The sequence below is a fragment of the Variovorax rhizosphaerae genome (assembly GCF_037889975.1).
Lineage (GTDB): Bacteria > Pseudomonadota > Gammaproteobacteria > Burkholderiales > Burkholderiaceae_C > Variovorax > Variovorax rhizosphaerae.
The window spans coordinates 1-20,631 of the sequence record NZ_JBBKZT010000044.1; the positions used below are offsets into that span (position 1 = coordinate 1).

The following is a 20,631-nucleotide window of genomic DNA, read 5'->3' on the forward strand; positions in this document are numbered from 1 at the left end:
GGCCTGCGCGCCTGCCTGCGAGTCCGGCCCCGGGGCCCTCGGGGCTTCGTCGCCCATGCGCCGATGCAGGTTGCCCAGCATCGCCAGGTCGGCCTGCCGCAGTTGCGCCGGCAAGGCCGCCAGCATCGGGACCTCCACCCGGTAGGTCGGCACCGGCGGCAGGACTGCCGGTGCGGCCGGTGCGGTCGGTGCGGCCGGTGTGGTCGGTGTGGTCGGTGTGGTCGGTGTGGTCGGTGTGGCCGGTATGGCCGGTGCGGTCGGTGCGGTCGGTGCGGTCGGTGCGGTCGGTGTGGCCGGTATGGCCGGTATGGCCGGTGCGGTCGAGCGCAGGTACCAGTTCTCCCCCGCGCCCTGAGCGTCGGCCGCATACAGGCGGTACTCGTAGGCGCCGGCATCCACATGACCATTGAAGAGACTGAAGGCACTCCGGGTCGTCTGCGCGGTGGTGGTCGCACCATTGAGCCCGCTCACCACCTCGATGCCGTTGCCCGTGGTGAGCGCTCCCAGCCCTCCCAGGTTCACGACCTGGATCGTGGTGTTGCCGCTGGCGCTCGCCCCGGGACCGTCGAGCACCAACCGGTCGCTCACGCTACCGTCGCCGCCCAACGCGGTGCCCAGCCTCAGCAGGCTGTGGGCAACGTACGCCCCGGTGACTGTGAGCGTGCTGCCCGGGGCGGCGCCTAGGAGGCTCACGGTACCACCGTTGTCCAGCGCCGCCACGCGCTGGCTGAAGCCCGCGGTGTCGAGCGTCGCGCCCGGCGCCACCGTATGGGCCGAGGCGGCACCGAAGGCATTGGTCGCACCCGCCTTCAGGGTGCCCGCGGCCACCGTGGTGGCGCCGCTGTAGGTATTCGCGGCCGACAGCACGGTGGTGCCGGGGCCGTTCTGCTGCAGCGAGCCCGTGCCCGAGATCGCGCCGGCCACGGTGAGGGTGCCGCTGCGGTTGAAGGCGAGCACGCCGTTGTCGAGAATATTGCCGGCACCCAATGAACCGGTGGGGCCACCATTGCCGATCTGCAGCGTGCCGCCACTGATCGTGGTGGTGCCGGCATAGGTGCTGTCGCCGGTCAGCGTCAGGGTGTCGGTGCCGGTCTTGGTGACGGTTCCGCTGCCGCTGATGATGCCGCCGTACCCGAGGGCATCGCTGCGCCGGAAAACGAGTGCGCCGTTGTTGACCACGTCGCCGACGATGCTGCCCGAGGTGCCGCCATTGCCGATCTGCAGGGTACCCCCGACGATGGTCGTGCCGCCTTCGTAGGCGTTGTTGCCCGTGAGGACCAGCAGGCCGCTGCCGAGCTTGGTGAGCCCACCGCTGCCGTCGATGTGCTGAACGAAGGTGGCGTTGTGGCCGTTGGTGTCAATGCGCCCTCCTGGGGCATCGAAGGTGACCGCACGAGTGGCCGCAGGATTCATGTCCGCGTCTAGGCGCAGCGTCCCCCCGCCGAAGAGCAATGCACCGCCAGGCGCGCCGAGGTTGGCATCGCTTGCCACCGCGAGCACCCCTTGGCCAAGCAGCGTGTCGCCGGCGTAGCTGTTGGCGCCAGTAAGCACCAGCGTCCCCGCGCCGAGCTTGGTGAGCATGCCGGGCCCGGAGATCGAACCCGTGAGGCTCAAGTTCGTGCCCGCCGCCGGCGCGAACGTGCCGCCATCGATGCCGAGATCGACGCTGCGCGCGCTGGCGAAGCTCGCAGTCGTGATCAGCGTGCCGTTGTTCAGGCTGAGCCCGCCGCTGGGCGCCCCGAGGTTGGTGTCGGCAGCCACCTGAATCGCGCCGCCGTTGATCGCGGTGCCGCCGGAGTAGGTGTTGACGCCGCCCAGCACCAGCAGCCCCGCATCCGAGCGGATCAGCCGGGCCGGGCCGTTCAGGCCGTCGACGATGGGCGCATTGATGGTGGCCGTGGCGAGCGGATCGACCCGGATGATCGTCTCCGGCTCGCCTGCCAGGGTGAAGCCGCCGCCCTCGATCGTGTAGCCGCTCGTGCGGAACTCCATGCCTTCCAGGGCGATGTTCTGGCCCAGCGTGACGGTCCCGGCGGCACCCTGGAAGACGGCGAAGCCGCTTTGCCAAGGCGCGTTGACCGTGCCCGCCGTGCTGGTCCAGTTGGTGGTCGTGGTGTTCCAGGTCGCCGTGCCGCCATCGACCGTGTTGTTGGACGTGGTGTTCACGCCATCCCAGAACTGCAGCGCAAAGCCCCCCGACTGGGCAATCAGATTCACCTGGCCGGACGTCGCGGTATCGATCAGGAAGTCGCTGCTGACAAAGTGACTGGGCAGCGATCCGGTGACCGCAAGCCCGTTGTCAGTCAGTGCGCCACCATAGTTGAAAAGGCGGTAGACGCCTGGCGACATGCCGCCAAGATTGGCCAGGTTGAGCGTGCCGTCGAGAGTGAGGTTGCCGGCGACGGTGGTCAGGTCGTTCAATCCTCCGCCGATCTCACCGGGCATGCCCAACTCGTAGTCGACTTGCGAGTTGGGATTGAGTACCAGCGCGCCGACGTTGAAGGTGCCCGGGCTGTTGCCCGGCGAAAGATGTCCCCCATCGGCCACGTTGACCTGGCCACCCACGGTGCCCACGCCGCGCAGCGCAGCGCCCGCGTTGACGTTCGCACTGCCGGCGACCGTACCGTTCACCGCCAATACGCCAGCATTGACGCTGGTGAGGCCCGTGTAGGTATTGACACCCGTCAGCGTCAGGGTGCCGTTGCCTGCCTGCGTGACAGTGCCCGTGCCGCTGACGACGCCGCCATAGCTGCGCACGTCGCTGCGGGCGTACACCAGCGCGCCGTTGTCGACGATGTTTCCGGCGATGGCGCCGCTGGTGCCGCCGGCCCCGACTTGCAAGGTGCCGGCACTGATTGTGGTGAGGCCGGCATAGGAATTGGCGCCGGTGAGCGTCAGCGTGCCGGTGCCCTGCTTGATAAGTCCGCCGGGGCCGACGAAGGCATTCGAGAAGGTTGCGCTGTTGACCTGCGTGTCGATGGTGCCTGTCGTGCCGAGCGTCACGGCACGGTCGGCATTGAAGGACTGGGTGAGTTGCAGCGTGCCGCCGTTCGCTGCGCCGCCGCCAAATGCCAATGCGGCGCCGGGCGCTCCGAGATTGGCATCGCTGGCCACGCTCAGAACGCCATTGTTGATGTGGGTGGTGCCGGTATAGGTGTTCTCACCCGTGAGCGTCAGCACGCCAGTGCCTGCCTGGGTCAGGGAGCCGGTCCCGCTGATCACGCCGCCGAACGTGATCGCGTCCGATCGGTTGAAGGCCAGCGCTGCGTTGTTGGCCACTTTGCCGACGATGCTGCCCGAGGTGTCGCCATTGCCGATCTGCAGCGTGCCCGCGGCAATGGTCGTGCCGCCCGTGTAGATCTCGTTGCCGGTCAGCACCCAGGTGCCGGTCCCAGTCTTGGACAACCCGGTCGCTCCCCCGTTGTCGCCGATCACCGCGGCCAGCGTATTGGCGCCGGTGTAGCCGCCGCTCAAGGTCAGAGTGCGAGTGCCCGTCTGGCCATTGAAGGCGATGGCGCCCGGGTTCGTAAAGTTCAACGCGCCTGTGCCGGACGCCTCGATGGCGCCGCCGTTGATGCCCACGCTGAACAGGCGATCGGTGCTGCTGCCGGCGCCCGTGTAGCGCAGCGTGCCGCCGTTGAACACCAGGTTGGTCGCCGCATTGGTGGACGAGCCGATGTTGCTCGGCTTGAAAATAAAGCCGGTGGCGCTCTCAACACCACCATCGGCAAGCGTCGAGACGCTCAGGGTTCCGCCGTTGATCCTGGTCGCACCGGTATAGTCGTTGTCGAAAGTCAGTACCGCCGTGCCTGCGCCGGTCTTGGTCACAGTCCCTGAATTCCACAGCTTCGAACTCACCAAGAGGTTGTCAGCCGAACTTGCGGTATCCAGCGTGAGTCCTCTGAAGTTCAGGTTCACCCCGGCCCCCGACGTACTGATAACCTTGTCTTGGGCACCCCCATTCGTCGCAATAGTCAGATTGCTCGAAAGGACCACGCCTCCGAAGTTGCTTGTCCCCGCGAAATCCAAGGTTCCGCCGCCCATTGGATCAAAGTTGATAGCCCCGCCAATGTCCTCGCGGTTTATGGCCTCGATGATCAAGGTCGATGGACCGTTCACGTAAAACGCCGTGGACCGTATGGGGGATGCTACCGGCGGCGAGGCAAGGCGAAGGGTCGCTCCATTGGAGACGGTCGTTGAACCCGTGTAGGAAATGGCGCCGACGGATGCCAGAGAGACCGATCCACTGGCGACCGTGAGGCCGCCTGTTCCGGAAAGGGTGCCCGTCACCGAGGTAGCTCCCGTGCTGTTGAACACGAGCCCACCGGCGACGTTGTAGGTCCCTTCCAGATTGACGAGTGCGCCTTGAAACGTCAGTACCGACGGTCCGCCACTGACTACCGATACGTCCGCGGCATCGCCGATGCTGTTGCTGGCGCCAAGGGTGACGCTGCGAGCGCCCAAATCGACGCTTAGTTGGCCGTCGGTCACCGTGTTGCCGGTGTTACCTCCCACGGGTCCATGAACGATGGAGAGGTCTTGTGCATTTGCGCGCTCAAATCCGCAAATCGCCAACAGCGCTGTGACAACACTCAACGTCCGTAGGCTGGAGTTCCGAGCCGATTTGCGCCGGCCCCGTGCAAGCTCGGATGCCGCCACCCACGCCTGGTGGACGACGCTCCAGACCACCTGACATGTTGCATTCATCGTCCTGTCCTCCAAAGCATTGTTATCGAGGCACTGCGGAGGCCGGGATCCGACGGTAGTGGCTGAAGACATGGCGCGCAAACGCGCGCGCATGGTTCTAGTTGGCAGTGCACCGCGCGATCGTATCCCGATGCCAGACTACCGCCTCTACAACGACGTTTCAAGAACGACTATCGAGAAGGGCCGTGCTGGGGCCGATCCGCTGGCCGGGCACCGATATGGCGGTGGTTCCGAAGCCTCAGTCGGGAGACCGCACGCCCCGGCGTCCAAAAGGGGGCGTTCATCCCGATGTGCTGCGGCCTGGCAGGCTTGCGTGGTAAGCGTCGGCCCCCTGTTGGGGGGAAGTCATCCTAGCTTGCATTTAGGCCGCTTTGTGGGCGAGACCGGCCGCAGAAAGTCGGCGCACGATCGGCCGGTTATGGCCGGCAGTGTGACCACGAGGTCGCGCCAGGGAGCTGACCTATAGGGTATGGGCGCGGCCGATCAATGTCAGCTGCCAGACACGGCAGCGAACTGGTACTCGCGGCCATGAGGCGCCGTTCCAACTCGCAAGCAGAGTGACCGGAACAGGCTGATCTGAGTCGTTCCCGATCGACCTCGCGAATGACTGCTGCGTTCGCCTCAGGCCATACTTCGTCGTAGAACGGCGTTCGATGAGTCAGCAGCATGCATCCTCTGGTGCTGGATGGCCGGGGTGATGCCAAAGCAGTTCCCTTGGTTCCCGTTTGGCGCCAACTACCGAATCGATTTCCATGGCCCTGAATCAACCCAAGAACCCGAAGCCATCCACCGCTGCAGCTCCTGCAACGGCGCCGCCGGAAGGCGAACGCCGAGCACTCCGTGGATATCTTGGCCAGTATGAGCGGGCGGGCGCTGCCATCTACGCAGCGCTCGAGCGCGACCAACTGCTCTGGATCGGCGTTGCCGACCGCAACGCGGGTATTGCCGACGACCTTGTACTCGGCTTTGAGGGTTTCGTGGTCGGCCACCAGTTCAAGACGTCCAAGTTCCCGGGAACCTTCACTGTTGAGACGCTGTTTACTGGCGCCAAGGGCCTCTGGAAGCCCCTGGTTCATGCTTGGCAGTGCCTTCGCAACGACAACCCGGGAAGCCGCGTCGAGATTAGCTTGGTCGTCAACGACTTTCCATCGACTACTGATAAGCCAGGCGACGGCACGCCGCCCCACAGCGCGGCATTTCTTGAAGAGCTCCAGCAGCATACGAACCGGTCGCTGGCGGATTGGTACACGCCGAAATGGAGTCGACTGATCGAGCATCTGCGCTGTGAAGCCGGCTTGAGCGATTGCGACTTCGAACAGTTTTTGCACAGCCTCCGTGTGGTTTACGGTGCTGCGGCGGACTTCATCCTGTCGCACAAGCTGAACGCCGAGCAGGCGCGACAGGCATCCGAGATTGCCAGCGTACTGCCCAAGCTGGTCGCCGACACACGCGACAAGGACAGGTGGACGCGCGACGAGTTGCTTCGTGAGCTTGGCTGGCGCGATCCCGCTAAGACGCTCCTCATCCATCGGTTCCCGGTCGGTGCCTATGTCCAGCGCAACCGCGACACTGAGGTCAAGTTGCTGACCGCGCTGCAAACCGCCGGCCAAGGCTACGTCTCACTTATAGGTCCGCCCGGCTCCGGGAAGTCCACCCTCCTGCAGGTAGCGCTGTCCACCGAAGCAAATATCCGGCTCGTCCGCTACCTGGCGTACGTTCCGGGCGCTGCCCAGGGCGTGGGTCGCGGAGAGGCCGATAACTTTTTAACCGATGTCAGCACGCAACTGCGCAACAGCGGTTTGATTGGACTGCGTCTTCGCGATGACTCGCTGCATGAGCGACGCGAACAGTTTGGCGTTCTAGTGCGGCAGGCCGGGGAACGCTTCGACCGCGACGCGATCCGAACGATCATCGTCGTCGACGGCCTCGACCATGTGCCCCGCGAAGAGCGGCCGACCAATTCGCTGTTGGGCGAGCTACCTCTTCCCGCGGCCATCCCAAACGGGGTTGTGTTCGTCCTCGGGACGCAGCGGCTGGATCTCGCGAATCTGAAGCCCGCCGTGAAGGAACAAGCTGAGAAGAGCGGTCGTCTGGTTCTCATGAGCCCCCTCGGCCGCGAGGCAGTCGCCCGGATGGCGGATGCGCTTGGCCTGCGGGCCGACATTCCGAGATTGGAGCTGAGCAACCTCACGCATGGCCACCCGCTGGCAACCCGCTACTTGATTCAGGCACTGTTGCACGCGGACGAAGCCGCCCGCAAGCACCTGCTCAATGGCGGAATGCCGTTCGACGGCGACCTTGAGACCGTGTATACCGCCGCCTGGCGCGAAATCGCAAGCGACAGCGATGCCATGGACGTGCTGGGCTTTATCGCCCGGGCCGAGGGAAAAGAGTCCGCGATTGAGCGCGCCTTGGTCGTTGCACGGCACCTGCTCCGCAGTTCATTCCAGGGATGGAGCGTCTTCCACAACAGCTTCAGGCTGTTCGTCATCGCTCAACCGCGAACCCGCCTCGGAAGCGTCGATGCCGAATATTCCCAGCGCGTGTACCGCGTCCTCGCCGAGCTGGCGAAGAACGCGCCGCACGAATCGGCGCAGAGGTGGCTTGAGCTGCGCTACCGCGCCCGTGCCGGCGACGGTGCCGATGTACTTGCGCTGGCGATGCCCGCTCGCTTCAGGCAGCAAATGGCTGACGGGCGTTCGATCGCCGAGATCCACGCCGATATCCGCCTGGCTCTGCTGGCAGTGCGTGGAAGGCACGATGCAACCGCCTTCACACGGCTGCTGCTGTGTCGTGATGAAGTGGGCCGGCGCGAAACAGCCCTTGAGTATGCCAACCAGCTCCCGCTGGCGATGCTAGCGGTCGGGGACATTGATTCAGCCCTCTCTTTCGTGCAGTACTTCCCCAGCCAGGGCTACGAGGTTGTCGACACCCTGCTGGCCCGAGGCGACTTCGAGCGCGCGAAAGACCTATTTGAAAGCCTTGAGCCACTATCGCAGCTCCATACGTCCAAGTTCGAGAATCACGGGCACGACCACAACGTCACGGAATTCGAGAGGTGGGCAAGGCGCGCCGTCCACTTCCGAGACTCCGAGCAGGTCCAGACGGCGATTGACCACCTCGCTACAGAGGGGCTACGCCAGCCCGAAAAGCTGGATCCAAAAACTGTCGCCGCGCTGCGGCAGCATTTGAGGAGGGAAGCCGCAGAGGCGACGCTTCGTCATAAGGTTGGCTCCGATCCACAACAACTCTGCAGCGAGCTCGGCGTGGCCTACGAAGACACGCCGTCTGTGATGGTTCACGCGGGGCTTGTGGCAAGTCGTCATGGAGACGTCGCGCAGGCGCTCGCCCTGTTTGACGCCGCTGCCGCCCTTCCTGCCTTCGAAGACGTGCCCAACGGCTACCGCCGCGGAGTGGCACTGATTGCATTCCAAGCGGGCCGTCGTGACCTAGCCGAGGCCCTGTTCGACACGTTGGTCGCACCGATGATCTCCATGTGCGACGACGAGACGGAGCTGTCCGGCCTGGGTGATCTGGTCGGCGCAGTGATGCATCACGCGAGGCTTTGCACGCTGCTCAACAAGCCGCTGCCAAGCGCGACGCCGTCGAAGCACTCGTTCCTTCATCCGTTCCAGCAGCACGCCTCGACGATAGGCGTGCTTCTAGGTCGCGCCGCCGTCGACAACGCGACCGTGCCGGCTGGCAGCATCCAGGCCGAAGCCCGCGTTGCCCTTGGGTACATGCTACGTCTGACGTCAGAAGGCGGTAGCGAGTCATATCGCATCCAACAGGCTTTCAAAGCAATCCCCGTGCTGGCGCAAGCGCTGCTGAGGCTCGGCGCCAAAGGTGGCGAGCATGAGTACCGCGCCGTACTTCTCCGCGGCGCTTTGAGCGTCCGTGACGCAAACGCGGAATCTCAGTGGAGTTCGGCGCGATGTCGTTGCACCACCGTATCGAAGAGCGGCGCACAGCGTTGCGCCCGACGCACGGCGTCGCGCGCAATCAGGTAGGCCCGAGTCTGGCCGTCGGACATGCCGGTAGTCACACCGCGCCGCCGCATCGCCTCGGGGGCGACGTGGCCACTTCCCGCAGAGGGAGTGACAGGATGAGAATTCATGATCACGCTCCTTTCTTTGGTTGGTTGAGCGGCTGCTTCCTGCAGGCGAATCGAAATGTAGTTTCGTCGCGCCCAATTTTCAAGGGGTCCAAAGACCGAATGTGAAGGGGGTGTGGCAGTTGGGGCACCAGCGCCGGGCCTCCCGCGTCGTCGCTGGGACGGCGTCACAACACAAGGCCAATCCAGATCCGCGGGCGTTGCATTTTCCGCAAGTTGCCCGCACCAAATAACGCGGATACTGAAACGATGAAGGACGGGATCATGAACAGCGAAATCGAGAGCCGCCAGCTACCACAACCCGCCGACTTGGCCGATGTGTTGGATGCCAACAAGGAGGCCACCGAAGAGGTGAAGCAGGTCGCTGATCACCTTGCGGTAGTTCATGCGGTGCTGGAACAAGGCGTGCCAGCTGGCGCGGCGGAGGACGTCGGCTTGGCCACAGAGCAAACCGCGCAGCTTGGCAAGCAACTGGAAGAGGCTGCCGATAAGCTCGACAAAGTGAACGAGCAACTGGCGACCGAGGTCGACGCTCGCAAGTCCACCGAAGGTCGCGCGTAAAAATCTGACATGAGTTTCCCCACCTGACTCACAGGCTGGAAGCCGCTCAGCCTTGAGCCTCGGGCTCCCTCAATCCGCACCCACGACGAGCATGCCGCTCCTGATTTTCCTCGTCGAAGACAACGCCACCATCCGCAACAATTTGTTGCCGGCACTGGCCGACCTCGCCGGTGCGGAAGTAATCGCCTATGCGGAGACTGAAGCGGCCGCAACGCAATGGCTCGATGCCTACGGCGGCGCATTGGATCTGGTGATCATCGACCTTCTGCTGAAGAACGGGTCTGGCTTCGGCGTGCTCAGGCACTTCAAAGCCAGGCGCCCTGATGCGGCGCTGGTGATTTTGTCCAACTACGCAACGCCCATCATGCGCGAGCGCGCCACATCTTTGGGCGCCACTGCCGTCTTTGACAAGTCGACCGAACTCGAGGCGTTCTTTGAGTTTTGCGCTGGATTGAACCGTTGAACCGTTGAACCATTGAACTCGTCGCCGAGCGACGTATGGCGTGCCGCGCGCATGCCACCCCCCTTTGGGACAGGTCCGTACGCTACGCACCGCTGGGAGGCTGCTGAACCCTGCTGGTGCCCCCTTGAAAATGTTTCACCCCGCCTCTAGCTTGCGAGTCGGAAGCGCTGGAAGGACGCGTCCGGCGCTCTGTTCAACCTGAATGGAGGTACTTGCAATGTATCGATCTCTTTTTCCGCGCGACATCTTTGCCGAGATGGACCGCCTGCAACGCGAGATGCAGCAGGCCATGGATCTCTCACCCAGCATCCGCGGGTTCGGCCGCGGCGGCTTTCCTGCATTGAACGTGGGAGGCACCGAACAGGCGGTGCAGATCTACGCCTTTGCACCGGGCGTGGACCCACAAAGCCTCGAAATCGATCTGGACCGCGGCGTGTTGACGATCGCGGGTCAGCGCGCCGCCAGCGTCGACGACGAGCGGAAGGGCGCTGATGGCAAGCAGGCCACGGTGCACATCAACGAACGTTTTTCCGGCGAGTTTCGCCGCGTCCTGTCTTTGCCGGAAGACGCGGATCCGGAAGCCATCGATGCGACCTACCGCGACGGCGTCGTGCGCATCACGGTGCAAAGGCGTGCTTCGTCCCGCCCGCGCCGTATCGCCATTCAATGACGAAAGGAGATCGAAATGAACCAACTTCGTGAACAAGCTGGCCGCCCGTCGTCGTCTGAGGGACGGCCGCAGGATGCATCCCGCTACAGCGATGCGGCGCTGATGCCCCCGGTGGATGTGGTTGAGGACGCCAACGGCATCACGCTGTACGCGGACCTGCCCGGCGTTGCCCGGGAAAACCTGCACGTGCAGGTGGAAGCCGCGACCCTCACGATCGACGCAGAAGTGGATCTGGGATTGCCTGAGGGCCTGCAGGCGAGTCATACCGAGGTCGGGCTGGGGCGCTTTCATCGAACCTTCACGCTCAGCCAGGAACTGGATCCGGAGAGGATCGCGGCGGACCTCTCCAACGGCGTCCTGAAACTGAGCATTCCAAAGGCCGAGCATGCGAAGCCGCGTCGCATCGCAGTGACCGCAGTCTGATCGCGGCCGAGAAGGCAGGGCGGCGCAAGCCGCCCCGCAGGTTCAGTGGAATGTTGATGATCATCAGGAGGTGTGTTGCTCATGGCCATGGATCTGCTCAGGCGTATCGCGGCCTCCCCATTGCCGGCTTCGTACAGTTCACCGGATGACATCGACAAGCTGAGGGTCCTGGATGCAGCCGGCCTGGTTCTTGCGATATTCGTTGCAGATGCCGCTTCATGCCGGTCGACAGGTACGCATCGGGCGATGGTCACCGCCATCACCGAGAAAGGACTGGAGGAACTGCGCGCAGACGGCGAACCCGATTCCCAACTGCGAGGGGTCCGATCGACGGTGCAATTGGTCAGCCGACTGCGCGACCTCGTGGAACGCGCCCGAGGGGTGTCGAAGTGAGGGCGCGTCGCCCTCCTCGAGGCGTAGCCCGAACATGCGCCTGATGATCGCCGCCCAATGCGCGAGCTCTGAAACAGCGGGCTGCCGCGCACCTATTTCCAGTGCACGAATGAGGTGGACTTACGCATCCAGTCTTGATGCAGGTCCTCGATCTCCGCAAGCAACTGGTGCATCTGATCAACATCGACGGTCTTGCCCACCATGGCGTCGTCCATCATCACCTTGTGAGTTTCGATTGCACCTGCCCACAGCAGGTAAGCCTCCTCAAACTGATTTCTCGAAGCTTCTGTCATTCCTGTCCCTCACCTAGATTCCTTGACCAGATTGAATCTGCATTGATTGATACCAATTTGCGTTCAATAATTTAGATATTATGTCGTTCCACGAACTTCAAGGAGTCGTGGATGAAGACATTGATCGTGGGCGACAAGCCCACTGTTGAACGCTTGGCCGAGCGCCTGAAGGGGTGATCGTATCTTTCGTGCAGATTGATACGGTACGAGCAGAAAAGACTAAGCACGACGACTACTTACGGAAATCTCCGATTGCCCATTTTTCGTGCTACCCGTGCAGATTGATACGCCAGCAGTCTGACCTCAGCCGGCACGGGACTCTGGCAGCATCGGCCCATGGCCGGCTATGGCGGGTCACTGCAACCTTCTGACGCGTGCATGGCCGGGAGGTGCCTGGATCAACACGTCAGCGTAGTGATCGAGTGCAAAGCTGAATGTGCCTCGGAAATTGATGTGCCCGAAGTGGGCCGGCCCGATGCGACGCAGCCAGTCGTCTTCGATGACAACGCCATCCTTGCGAAGACTGTCAACGACGCTGCTCATGCGGCTCGTGTTCCAAGCCAGCACGATGTTCGTGAGCAGCGCGTGCGAACCGGAGATCGCCACCATCTCGTCGCGCCGCCGGCCGCGCTCGGGTGCCACCTTGCCGGTGTAGATCGCTCGCTGCAGCTGGTGGACCGACTCACCGCGGTTGAGCAGCATGTGGATCTCCCGTCGAAACTCATCGATGGCCAGATAATCGCAGAGGAAGAGGGTGCGCAGCAGTCGGCCAAGGTGCTCGGCCGCTCGATGCAATGGATCGCCGATCGCCGCCGATCCCAGTCTCTGGATCGCAAGCGCCGCCGACACCTTGCCTGAACGGATTGAGGCGGCGAGCCGCAGTAGATCGTCCCAGCCCCGCTCGATCGCCTTCAGCGATACCTGGCGAACCGTCACCGCCTCGAGGGCGGGAGGGACCGGCCAGCCACGAGGCATGAACAGATTGCGCTCGCGCAGGTTGCGAAGCCGCGCGTACAGGTCGAATCCCAAGAGCTTGGCGATAGCCAGCGCGACGCTCGTGAAGCCGTGCGTGTCGACAGCAAGCAGGGAGATCCGGATTCGATCATCTGTACGATTCTGCTGTTCGACGCCTTCGACAGCGACACCGGCCTGGCGCTCGTTGAGCACTATGGGCTGGTCGTAGAAGATGCCCCAGCGGTCGCGCAAGTGGGTGTAGATACCGGCAGCGTAGGTGCGCCGACGCGGATCGACGCGCGACGTCCAGAGGTGACGGCTCGCATCGAGTGCCATCATGTCGGCGGAACCCTTGTCGCCGTCGCCCCAGAGCGCGGCAATGGGCACGCGACTTTGGAATTGAGCGACGCAGTCATTGGCCCTGCGCAGTCGGCCGGGTTGCTCCAAGGCGCGCATCGCCGCCGCAATCTGCGCCACCTCGATTCCGGGGATCATGGTACTGACACCTTTGGCTTCATTGTCGGTGCCATGGGCCAGGAGCGCACCATAGAGAGCGAACAACTCGTCGCCAGAACTGGCGCGACGGGCCAGCAACGCTTCGCTGAAGTGGGTAGCCGCGTCTACCTCCAGCAGGATGTCCGGCAGCTGCACGTCGCCGATGCGCTGGAAGATGGCCTCGCGGGTCTTGCGCGGCTCCGTGTCGTCGGACAGAGCGCTGAGCGGCGGGATGTGGAGCAGGCGGTCATCGCCAATATCAACGCGTCCACGTTCAACCGCCTCGGCCAATGCATGAAGCCCGGCCGAAACGCCGGCAAGGATCGGTGCCATGAACTTCTTGACGTTGGCCGGCTGCCCCAGGATCTGCAAGTGCTGATCGCGCCTGGCCGTCCACTCCTCATCATTGAGCAGCAACGACTTGCGGTCCCGGAAGGCGATCGAATGGTGGACCCAGACGCTGCCACGTCGAAGGCTGCGGCGCAGCGACATCAGCGTGCAGGCTTCGAAGGCGCGACACCCTGACGTCGGATCCAGGTCGTGCACGAGGGGACTCCACGCGGCGCCGACCGGTGGCGTCGGCACTGCTGCGCCGAACGCATCGGACGCGCCCGTGGCATTTGAATCCTGAAGCCTGGACCAGGCCTGCCACTGCGCGAACGCGCGATCTTCTCGCGCGCCCGAAAATCTAGGTCACGCAGTCCCGCGAGGCACGCATGGACCCGCCGGCTGTCTTCGGCCAATGCTCGGCGAAGTTGCGACGCAAAGCTTCCGAGGTTTGCTTCGTCAACGTCGGCCAGAGCTGCCCGTGCCTTGATCACCCGCTCGCGCCAGCCCCTGCTGTCGTCCGCCAGAATCGCCTTGGCGTTGACGACGCTCCGCAACAAGTAGGCGTTGTGACCGCTCCGGCTGGCCTGAACTCGCTGCGCGGCTTCGCGAAACAACTGCTGGCTGCGGCGATTTGCCTGGAGGAGGGTGGTATCGGTCAAATCCAGAAGCGTCACGCGCAGGAAGCAGACGATCTCGAGATCCTGCCGGTTGCGTTCGATGCGAAGCGTCATCGACGAGCGACGCAGTTGGACATGGGGTGCGTAGGCCTGTTGTTTCGCGAAGGCGATGTTGTCAAACGCCCACTGGTGGACCATGAGCTCCTTTAGGCTGCGAATCTTGCTGAGGGTTTCCGCCAGAGTGCTCGGCGCGTGTCGCCGGGGCGGTGTCTTGAGCCACTCGAGGTTCGTCATTTCCGAATCGTCCCGTGCGGCGTACGCCCAGTCGCGACACCTTCGGATGGCGGGTGCACCGATAGCTGCGCTAACCGCCGCCAACATCTTCGACTCGGTGACGGCAAAGGCTTCGCGCGCCCAGTCGGCAAGCCTACGGTAGCCAGGAATCAGGACGCGCCGCTCGTACATCCAGGCGCGAGCGATGGCGATAAGCTCATCACGGTGACCGGCTTGGTCGGACGCGACCGCGAGGACTCCCCGAAGCTCTGCAGTGGTGACGTCATCAAGGTCCCGCAGGCCCAAATGGTCCTTGGCCCATCGCTGGTGCTCGTACAGCGTCGGGCGGCGGCGATAGAGCGACCTGAGGCTAGCGATAGTCAACGTCGAGGCCCCCCGGGCATCGCTGACGGTTCGAAGAAGTTCCTTGGGGACTATGGAGATGCGGTCCAACGGGCGGCCGCTTGCGCGAAGGTGCAGCAACAAGATCGCCGCCGCAACTCGCCGGTCGGCGCGAAAACGTTCGCATAGAGCCGCGATGTCCGCCTTGGTGAGAGTGAAGCACTGTTGGACGTCGAACTCGGACAACCTGGCAGGCAGGCTGTCAGCCCCTACATAGCGATGTGCGAAGGTCATGGCGCAGTCCGAGCTTTCCGGGAGGGGCGCCAATATACGCCAGCTCCGCGGGCTGGGCAGAACGCCTACACCATCGGAAAAGCGGAGCGGCTCTGAGCAACCGTATCAATCTGCACGAAAAAGCCGATTACCCCATACCGGCCAACCGCTTGCGCACGGCCTTGTCGACGCACTCTACGCAAGCTGTTCGAAGGTGGCGAACGACGGCCGGTCGGCTGGGCGATGGGACAGGTGTTTCCACTCGGTCGGCACAAAGTGCAATTGCATCAAGCGGCTCGTGGCGTCGTCTATGAACACCAGCAGTGTGCAGGGAGGGTCACGCTCCTCGAACAACGCATGGTCGCTGCCGTCGATCTGGATGAGCTCGCCAACGCAGGCGCGCCGGTTGCGCGGCTGGTGAATTCTGGCGGCTCGTTGCTTGCGCGGGGTCCATAAGCCAGCGACCGTCATCAACGTCCGCACGGTCTCGACACCTAGCGTCAGCCCATGACGTTCAGCGAGCTTCTCGCAGGCCAAAGTCGGACCGAAATCCGCGTACTGCTCGCGAATCAGTCTGAGCGCGCGTTCGGCAACTCCGGGTGCCAGTTGGTGTTTGCTGGGCAGGCCTCGCTTGCGCGAGACCAGCCCCGCAACGCCTTCGAGTTTGTAGCGCTTGACCAGGCGCGCAACCTGCTCCCAGGCGATGTGCCGTTGATGTCCCAGCAAGTGGTGTAAGTTTTCTTTCACTCGCTGCACGGCAAGGCGCGTAGGGCGTAGCCCGAAGCGGCTTGCCGTGCAGCGGCCGCGCTCTTCGGGGGTGGTCATCGTGAAGTCCGGATAAGTTTGAGGTGCGACCCACCAAACCTATCTTGAAGGAAATCACAATGACCAACGCCACTATGGCATTAGCCGAGCTTGCCGAGAAGGGAGCCGACATCGACGTGCTGCGCCAGATGGTGCAGTTCATGGCTCAGCGCCTGATGGAGCTCGATGTCGAAGGCCGCTGCGGCGCGGCCTACGACGAGAAGAATCCCGAGCGCCTCAACAGCCGCAACGGCTACCGCGAGCGCACCTGGGACACCCGTGCCGGCAGCGTCGAATTGAAGATCCCCAAGCTGCGCCAGGGCAGCTACTTCCCCGAGTTCCTGGAGCCCCGTCGCACCGCCGAGAAGGCTCTCACCGCCGTCATCCAGGAGGCCTACGTACAGGGCATCTCGACCCGTTCCGTGGACAACCTGGTCAAGTCGCTGGGCATGGGCGGCGTCTCCAAAAGCCAGGTCAGCCGCCTGTGTGGCGAGCTCGATGAGCGCGTCAATGCGTTCCTTGGACGCCAGATCGAGGGCGACTGGCCCTACCTCTGGGTCGATGCCACCTACGTGAAGACGCGCGAGGCCGGGCGCATCGTGAGCGTGGCGGTGATAGTGGCTGTGGGTGTGAACACCGACGGTCAGCGTGAAGTGCTGGGCCTGAAGGTCGGAGCTTCCGAAGCCGAGCCCTTCTGGACGGAGTTCCTGCGCAGCCTGAACCGCCGTGGGTTGCGCGGCGTGAAGCTCGTCATCAGCGACAGCCACGAGGGCATCAAGGCAGCCGTCTCGAAGGTCCTGAAGGCCACCTGGCAACGTTGCCGGGTGCACTTCATGCGCAACGCCCTGGCGCATGCCGGAAAGACCCAGCGGCGCATGGTCTCGGCGGCCATCGGAACGGTGTTCGTGCAGGAATCGGCCGATGCAGCGCGCACGCAATGGCGATCGGTGGCCGACCAGTTGCGCGACAAGTTTCCCAAGCTCAGCCACCTGATGGACGAGGCCGAAAACGACGTGTTGGCCTTCATGACCTTCCCGCGGGCCCACTGGACGCAGATCTACAGCACCAACCCTCTGGAGCGGTTGAATGCCGAGATCAAGCGACGCACGAACGTCGTGGGCATCTTCCCCAACGACGCCTCGATCACACGACTCGTGGGCGCCATGATGCTCGAGCAGAACGACGAGTGGTTGCTCAACCGGCGCTACATGCAGCTTGAAGGCTTGCAGTCCCTGAGCGACACTGCACCCACTCGGCTGTCCGCAGTGGCACGCTGAGTACCGTGCATCTCAGCCCTGTCTGGGCTGAAGACTTACACCATCCGCCGGGACGTAACCGATGTGCCGCCTGATCAACCCGCAGCATGCGATCCACCACGGCCTGGACCGTCTTGAGTCGATCGGCTTCGCGCATGGACATGGTGATAGTTGCCGCCAGAAGTGACATCGCTGTGCCTCGGATCCAGGAACTGGACCAAGGCAACGATGCGACATTTCTATTTGGGCCAAACGCGACATTACTATTTGGGGCCTACACAGAGGAGGAGGGCAAACCGATTTATGTAAAACGCTGCGGGATACGCCGCAACTGCCGCACAAGGAGGACAGGGCGCGATCTCATGATAGCGAGTCGAACGCTGTCTGTACGATCACGCTCCTTACGTTAGAGGCCAACATGGACGGTCGCAAGCCGCTGACTAGGCGGCATTCGTAGAGCCGCAGATGGCCCACTGCTAGATTCCGTCTTTCTGGACTGAACGTCGGCACCGCAGCGTGAGCGGGCGGTCGCAAGTCGCGAATGGAACTCTGCAGTCGCCCATCAACAGACGCCCGCCCGAGGATCGGCGATGACTGCTCAATGAGTGCAAGCGGTCGTGCACCCCGATCTTGAAAGCAGGCCACCGATTCTTCAGTGCTCGCCGCTTGTGGCCTCCTGCATTTTTCAAGCGCCTGGTCAAGCGAGAACTCGCTGCCTTTTGCCGTGGCGGAAATTCGTCGAACGAGCCTAGGATGGGCTGCACCAACCCCTTGCGCGGGCTTCGGATTCCTTCCTTGGTCAGGAGTCGAGGAGCCTGAAGCGGTCGATTGTGAACCTTGAATGACTTGTTCAAGGTGCTTACAAGAGGCCACGCGGACGGGGGATGCACACCGCTGCGGGCGCATTGCACACTGACTGAACCAAAGTGCAGTCCCATTCGTGATCGCACCGGCGTAGGGTTCGTGCGTGAGCAGTATCGGATCCTTCATCGCGGTAGTGGACGACGAACTGCCTGTCCGCGTGATGCTCGGGCGCCTGTTGCGGCTGGCCGAATACCGGGTCCGTGAATTCGCGACCGGGGAGGAGTTCCTGGGCTCGCTGAGTACCCGCCTGCCGCTATGCGCCATTGTGGATCTGCACATGCCGGGCTTGTCCGGTTTCGAGGTGCAGTCGCGCATCCGCGCCGCGAGCCTGCGGGTGCCGGTGGTGTTCATCACGGGGTCCGACGAAGATGCGCTCGAGCGCATGGCGCTCGCGGCCGGGGCAACGAAACTGCTGCGCAAGCCGTTCTCGAGTGACGAACTGCTCGGGGCGATCGGCGGCGCGATCGGCTCGGTTGGCCGGACCAGGATGGGCGGCTAGCCAAGGGCGTATCCTACGTTCCAGCGGGTGGCGGCTAAAGAGACAGCCACCATCGCTGCCTGACGCGCATGAGCACCTCAAGCTGTGGGCTTCCAGAACAAGTCTTCTGTCGCTCAACGCAGTCGTTGCGCAAAATGTGCGTTCGCTCCAGAAATCGTGCTCGCATGCCCAAAGACATAGAACTCATACGACGCGCCATCCAAGGTCGCGCTCTAACCATCGCCGAGATCGCCGCGGCAGCGGGCCTGAATGGTCGGACCGTGTACCGGCGCATTGCCTCGCTCACAACTGACCGGCGCATTCACGTCGAGGCGTGGACCCCGTCTCGAGGAAGCGGTCCCCGCGCAAAACTCTATCGATGGGGCACTGGACGAGACGCTGCCATGACTCCAACCCCGCGCGTAAAGCAAGAAGATGGTCGTGGCTCCGCCAGCGCGAAGAACCCGGCACGTCGGGGCGCTGGACCCGCCCGTCGCCGCCGCTGAGCGGGACGTGGGCCACGGTCCGAGCCGTGCTGGCGGGTCGCCCAGCGTACCGAGCGCGGCCAGTGCCTACGGGACTTGGCGAAAGTCGGCATCGACTCTTCGCTCTTTGGCGCCTGGAGTCGGAGACCGGCGGGATGCGCGGCTACTTCTGATTTCGCATTTCGCGCCTGGTCCGGGAGGTCGTTGCGCAAACGTCGCCGCGCAAGCCCTTCGGGCTGTAGTAACTGTGACCCGGGATCGTGGATCGACCCGCGCATAATCCGGGCCGTACAGGAAAATCGTATGAGCCAAGAGGCAAGAAACGACGACGAGTGGGACGACGGGCCGGGGGCAAGGCGCTCCTCGCTGCAGTTCCCTGTGGTCGGCGTCGGCGCATCCGCGGGTGGCATGGGCGCGGCGCTGCAGTTGTTCGAGCACCTGCCCGACGCGCCCGGCATGGCCTTCGTCGTTGTGTTGCACCTGTCGCCCGAGCACGAGAGCCACGCCGCACCGATCCTTCAACGGGCAACCAGCATGGCCGTGGTGCAGGTCACCCAGACGGAGGCCATCCAGGTCAATCACGTCTACGTCATCGCCCCGGCGCTTCACCTGGCGATGGACGACGGCAAGTTGATCGTCGAGGCGCAGGATCACCCGCGCGGACGGCTGGTCGCCATCGACCTGTTCTTCAGGACGCTGGCGCAGACGCACCAGGAACGCGCCATCGCGGTCATCCTTTCTGGCACGGGCAGCGATGGCGCGCTGGGCCTGGGCGAGGTCAAGGCCCAGGGCGGCGTGTCGATCGCGCAATTGCCCGCGGAGGCCGAATACTCGGGCATGCCCGTGGCCGCCATCGCCACGGGCCAGGTCGATTTCGTCCTCCCCGCCGCCGAGATCCCGGCGAAGCTGGCCGCGCTGTGGGAGAACGCCCAAGCCATCGAGCTGCCGGATTCCAGGAGCATCGGCCTGCGGACGAAGGAGCCGTCGGGGGAAGCCGCGCAGCGTGCCGAGGCCGCGCTGGATGACATCATCGCCATCCTGGCGAGCCGCACCGGCAACAACTTCCGGCACTACAAGCGAGGCACCCTGCTGCGCCGACTGGAACGCAGGATGCAGGTGACGCGCCAGCAGAACATCGCGGGCTACCGCGACTACCTCGAGAGCCATCCGCAGGAAACCGCGCAACTGTTGCAGGACATGCTCATCAGCGTCACGAGCTTCTTCCGCGATCCTGAATCCTATGGTGCCCTGGAAGAGGAGGTTCACACGCTGCTCTTCCGTAGACTGGCGGCGGATTCGCAACTGCGCGCCTGGGTCGTCGGATGCGCCACCGGTGAGGAGGCGTACTCGCTCGCGATGCTGCTCAACGAAGGTGCGCCGCAGGCGGCGTCACGGTCCGCCATCCAGATCTTCGCCTCCGACATCGACGACCGCGCCCTGGCCGTGGCGAGGGCGGGCGTCTATCCGGAGGCCATTGCCGCCGACGTGTCCGCCCCGCGCCTCGGGCAGTTCTTCCACTACGAGGCTGGGGCGTACCGGATCCGGAAGGCGTTGCGCGAGCAGGTCCTGTTCGCCCGGCACAACGTGTTGCGTGATCCGCCTTTCTCACGCCTGGACCTGATCGCATGCCGCAACCTGCTGATCTACCTGGAGCGCAGCCTGCAGGCCGAGGTGCTGGAGATCTTCCACTTCGCGCTGAAGCCCGGCGGATTGCTCTTCCTGGGGAGCGCGGAGTCCGCCGATCTGCTGGACAGCCGCTTCACCGTGGTGGACAAGAAGCACCGCATCTACCGGGCCAACGCCATTCTGCTCCCACGTGGCGATCTCCTGCCCCTG

General features: G+C 63.8%; 11 protein-coding genes and 4 pseudogenes. 9 read left to right on the forward strand and 6 right to left on the reverse strand.

What is annotated here, in order from left to right; genetic code table 11:
- A partial coding sequence (locus tag WKW82_RS38150; protein ID WP_340348441.1) for an autotransporter-associated beta strand repeat-containing protein occupies positions 1 to 3,828 on the reverse strand: 3,828 nt, incomplete at its 3' end.
- 753 nt (positions 3,829 to 4,581) lie between these two features.
- Positions 4,582 to 4,800 (reverse strand): annotated as a pseudogene (locus WKW82_RS40730) (ESPR-type extended signal peptide-containing protein); the annotation flags it as partial.
- A 659-nt stretch (positions 4,801 to 5,459) separates the two neighbouring features.
- Here WKW82_RS40730 and WKW82_RS38155 point away from each other — a divergent pair.
- The 6 genes from WKW82_RS38155 to WKW82_RS38180 all read left to right on the forward strand — a co-directional run bounded on the left by WKW82_RS38155 (position 5,460) and on the right by WKW82_RS38180 (position 11,331).
- Positions 5,460 to 8,717, forward strand: a complete 3,258-nt coding sequence (locus WKW82_RS38155; RefSeq protein WP_340348442.1) for a hypothetical protein — start codon at positions 5,460 to 5,462, stop codon at positions 8,715 to 8,717.
- Between the two features lie 368 nt (positions 8,718 to 9,085).
- Positions 9,086 to 9,382 (forward strand): hypothetical protein, encoded by a 297-nt coding sequence (locus WKW82_RS38160; protein WP_340348443.1) that lies wholly within the window; start codon positions 9,086 to 9,088, stop codon positions 9,380 to 9,382.
- A 91-nt stretch (positions 9,383 to 9,473) separates the two neighbouring features.
- Positions 9,474 to 9,845 carry a response regulator gene (locus WKW82_RS38165; RefSeq protein ID WP_340348444.1) on the forward strand — a complete coding sequence of 124 codons (372 nt, stop codon included), beginning with the start codon at positions 9,474 to 9,476 and terminating at the stop codon, positions 9,843 to 9,845.
- 217 nt (positions 9,846 to 10,062) lie between these two features.
- Entirely contained in the window at positions 10,063 to 10,515 is a 453-nt protein-coding gene (locus tag WKW82_RS38170) for an Hsp20/alpha crystallin family protein (protein WP_340348445.1), read from the forward strand.
- A 15-nt stretch (positions 10,516 to 10,530) separates the two neighbouring features.
- Positions 10,531 to 10,938 (forward strand): Hsp20/alpha crystallin family protein, encoded by a 408-nt coding sequence (locus WKW82_RS38175; RefSeq protein WP_340348446.1) that lies wholly within the window; start codon positions 10,531 to 10,533, stop codon positions 10,936 to 10,938.
- A gap of 81 nt (positions 10,939 to 11,019) precedes the next feature.
- The gene (locus tag WKW82_RS38180) at positions 11,020 to 11,331 is read left to right on the forward strand and encodes a hypothetical protein (RefSeq protein ID WP_340348447.1); all 312 of its coding nucleotides are present in this window, start codon (positions 11,020 to 11,022) and stop codon (positions 11,329 to 11,331) included.
- Between the two features lie 92 nt (positions 11,332 to 11,423).
- Here the strand turns inward: WKW82_RS38180 and WKW82_RS38185 are convergent, their stop codons facing one another.
- The 4 genes and pseudogenes from WKW82_RS38185 to WKW82_RS38195 all read right to left on the reverse strand — a co-directional run.
- Positions 11,424 to 11,624 carry a hypothetical protein gene (locus WKW82_RS38185; RefSeq protein WP_340348448.1) on the reverse strand — a complete coding sequence of 67 codons (201 nt, stop codon included), beginning with the start codon at positions 11,622 to 11,624 and terminating at the stop codon, positions 11,424 to 11,426.
- A gap of 354 nt (positions 11,625 to 11,978) precedes the next feature.
- A pseudogene (locus WKW82_RS40875) lies at positions 11,979 to 13,700 on the reverse strand (Tn3 family transposase); the annotation flags it as partial.
- Between the two features lie 785 nt (positions 13,701 to 14,485).
- Positions 14,486 to 14,929 (reverse strand): annotated as a pseudogene (locus tag WKW82_RS40880) (DUF4158 domain-containing protein); the annotation flags it as partial.
- A gap of 240 nt (positions 14,930 to 15,169) precedes the next feature.
- Positions 15,170 to 15,655 (reverse strand): annotated as a pseudogene (locus WKW82_RS38195) (helix-turn-helix domain-containing protein); the annotation flags it as partial.
- A gap of 137 nt (positions 15,656 to 15,792) precedes the next feature.
- Between WKW82_RS38195 and WKW82_RS38200 the strand changes: the two are divergent.
- From WKW82_RS38200 to WKW82_RS38210, 3 genes are all read left to right on the forward strand, one after another.
- The gene (locus WKW82_RS38200; RefSeq protein ID WP_340348449.1) at positions 15,793 to 16,989 is read left to right on the forward strand and encodes an IS256 family transposase; all 1,197 of its coding nucleotides are present in this window, start codon (positions 15,793 to 15,795) and stop codon (positions 16,987 to 16,989) included.
- Between the two features lie 976 nt (positions 16,990 to 17,965).
- Positions 17,966 to 18,331: a response regulator transcription factor gene (locus WKW82_RS38205; protein ID WP_340348450.1), complete on the forward strand. Its 366-nt coding sequence runs from the start codon at positions 17,966 to 17,968 to the stop codon at positions 18,329 to 18,331.
- 767 nt (positions 18,332 to 19,098) lie between these two features.
- On the forward strand, positions 19,099 to 20,631 hold a 1,533-nt coding region (locus WKW82_RS38210), incomplete at its 3' end, for a CheR family methyltransferase (RefSeq protein WP_340348451.1).

Excerpts from the sequence above, each read along its gene's own strand:
- WKW82_RS38160 (WP_340348443.1), top strand. The coding sequence starts at position 9,086 with ATGAACAGCGAAATCGAGAGCCGCCAGCTACCACAACCCGCCGACTTG.
- WKW82_RS38170 (WP_340348445.1), top strand. The coding sequence starts at position 10,063 with ATGTATCGATCTCTTTTTCCGCGCGACATCTTTGCCGAGATGGACCGC.
- WKW82_RS38165 (WP_340348444.1), top strand. The coding sequence starts at position 9,474 with ATGCCGCTCCTGATTTTCCTCGTCGAAGACAACGCCACCATCCGCAAC.
- WKW82_RS38175 (WP_340348446.1), top strand. The coding sequence starts at position 10,531 with ATGAACCAACTTCGTGAACAAGCTGGCCGCCCGTCGTCGTCTGAGGGA.
- WKW82_RS38185 (WP_340348448.1), bottom strand. The coding sequence starts at position 11,624 with ATGACAGAAGCTTCGAGAAATCAGTTTGAGGAGGCTTACCTGCTGTGG.
- WKW82_RS38200 (WP_340348449.1), top strand. The coding sequence starts at position 15,793 with ATGACCAACGCCACTATGGCATTAGCCGAGCTTGCCGAGAAGGGAGCC.
- WKW82_RS38180 (WP_340348447.1), top strand. The coding sequence starts at position 11,020 with ATGGCCATGGATCTGCTCAGGCGTATCGCGGCCTCCCCATTGCCGGCT.
- WKW82_RS38155 (WP_340348442.1), top strand. The coding sequence starts at position 5,460 with ATGGCCCTGAATCAACCCAAGAACCCGAAGCCATCCACCGCTGCAGCT.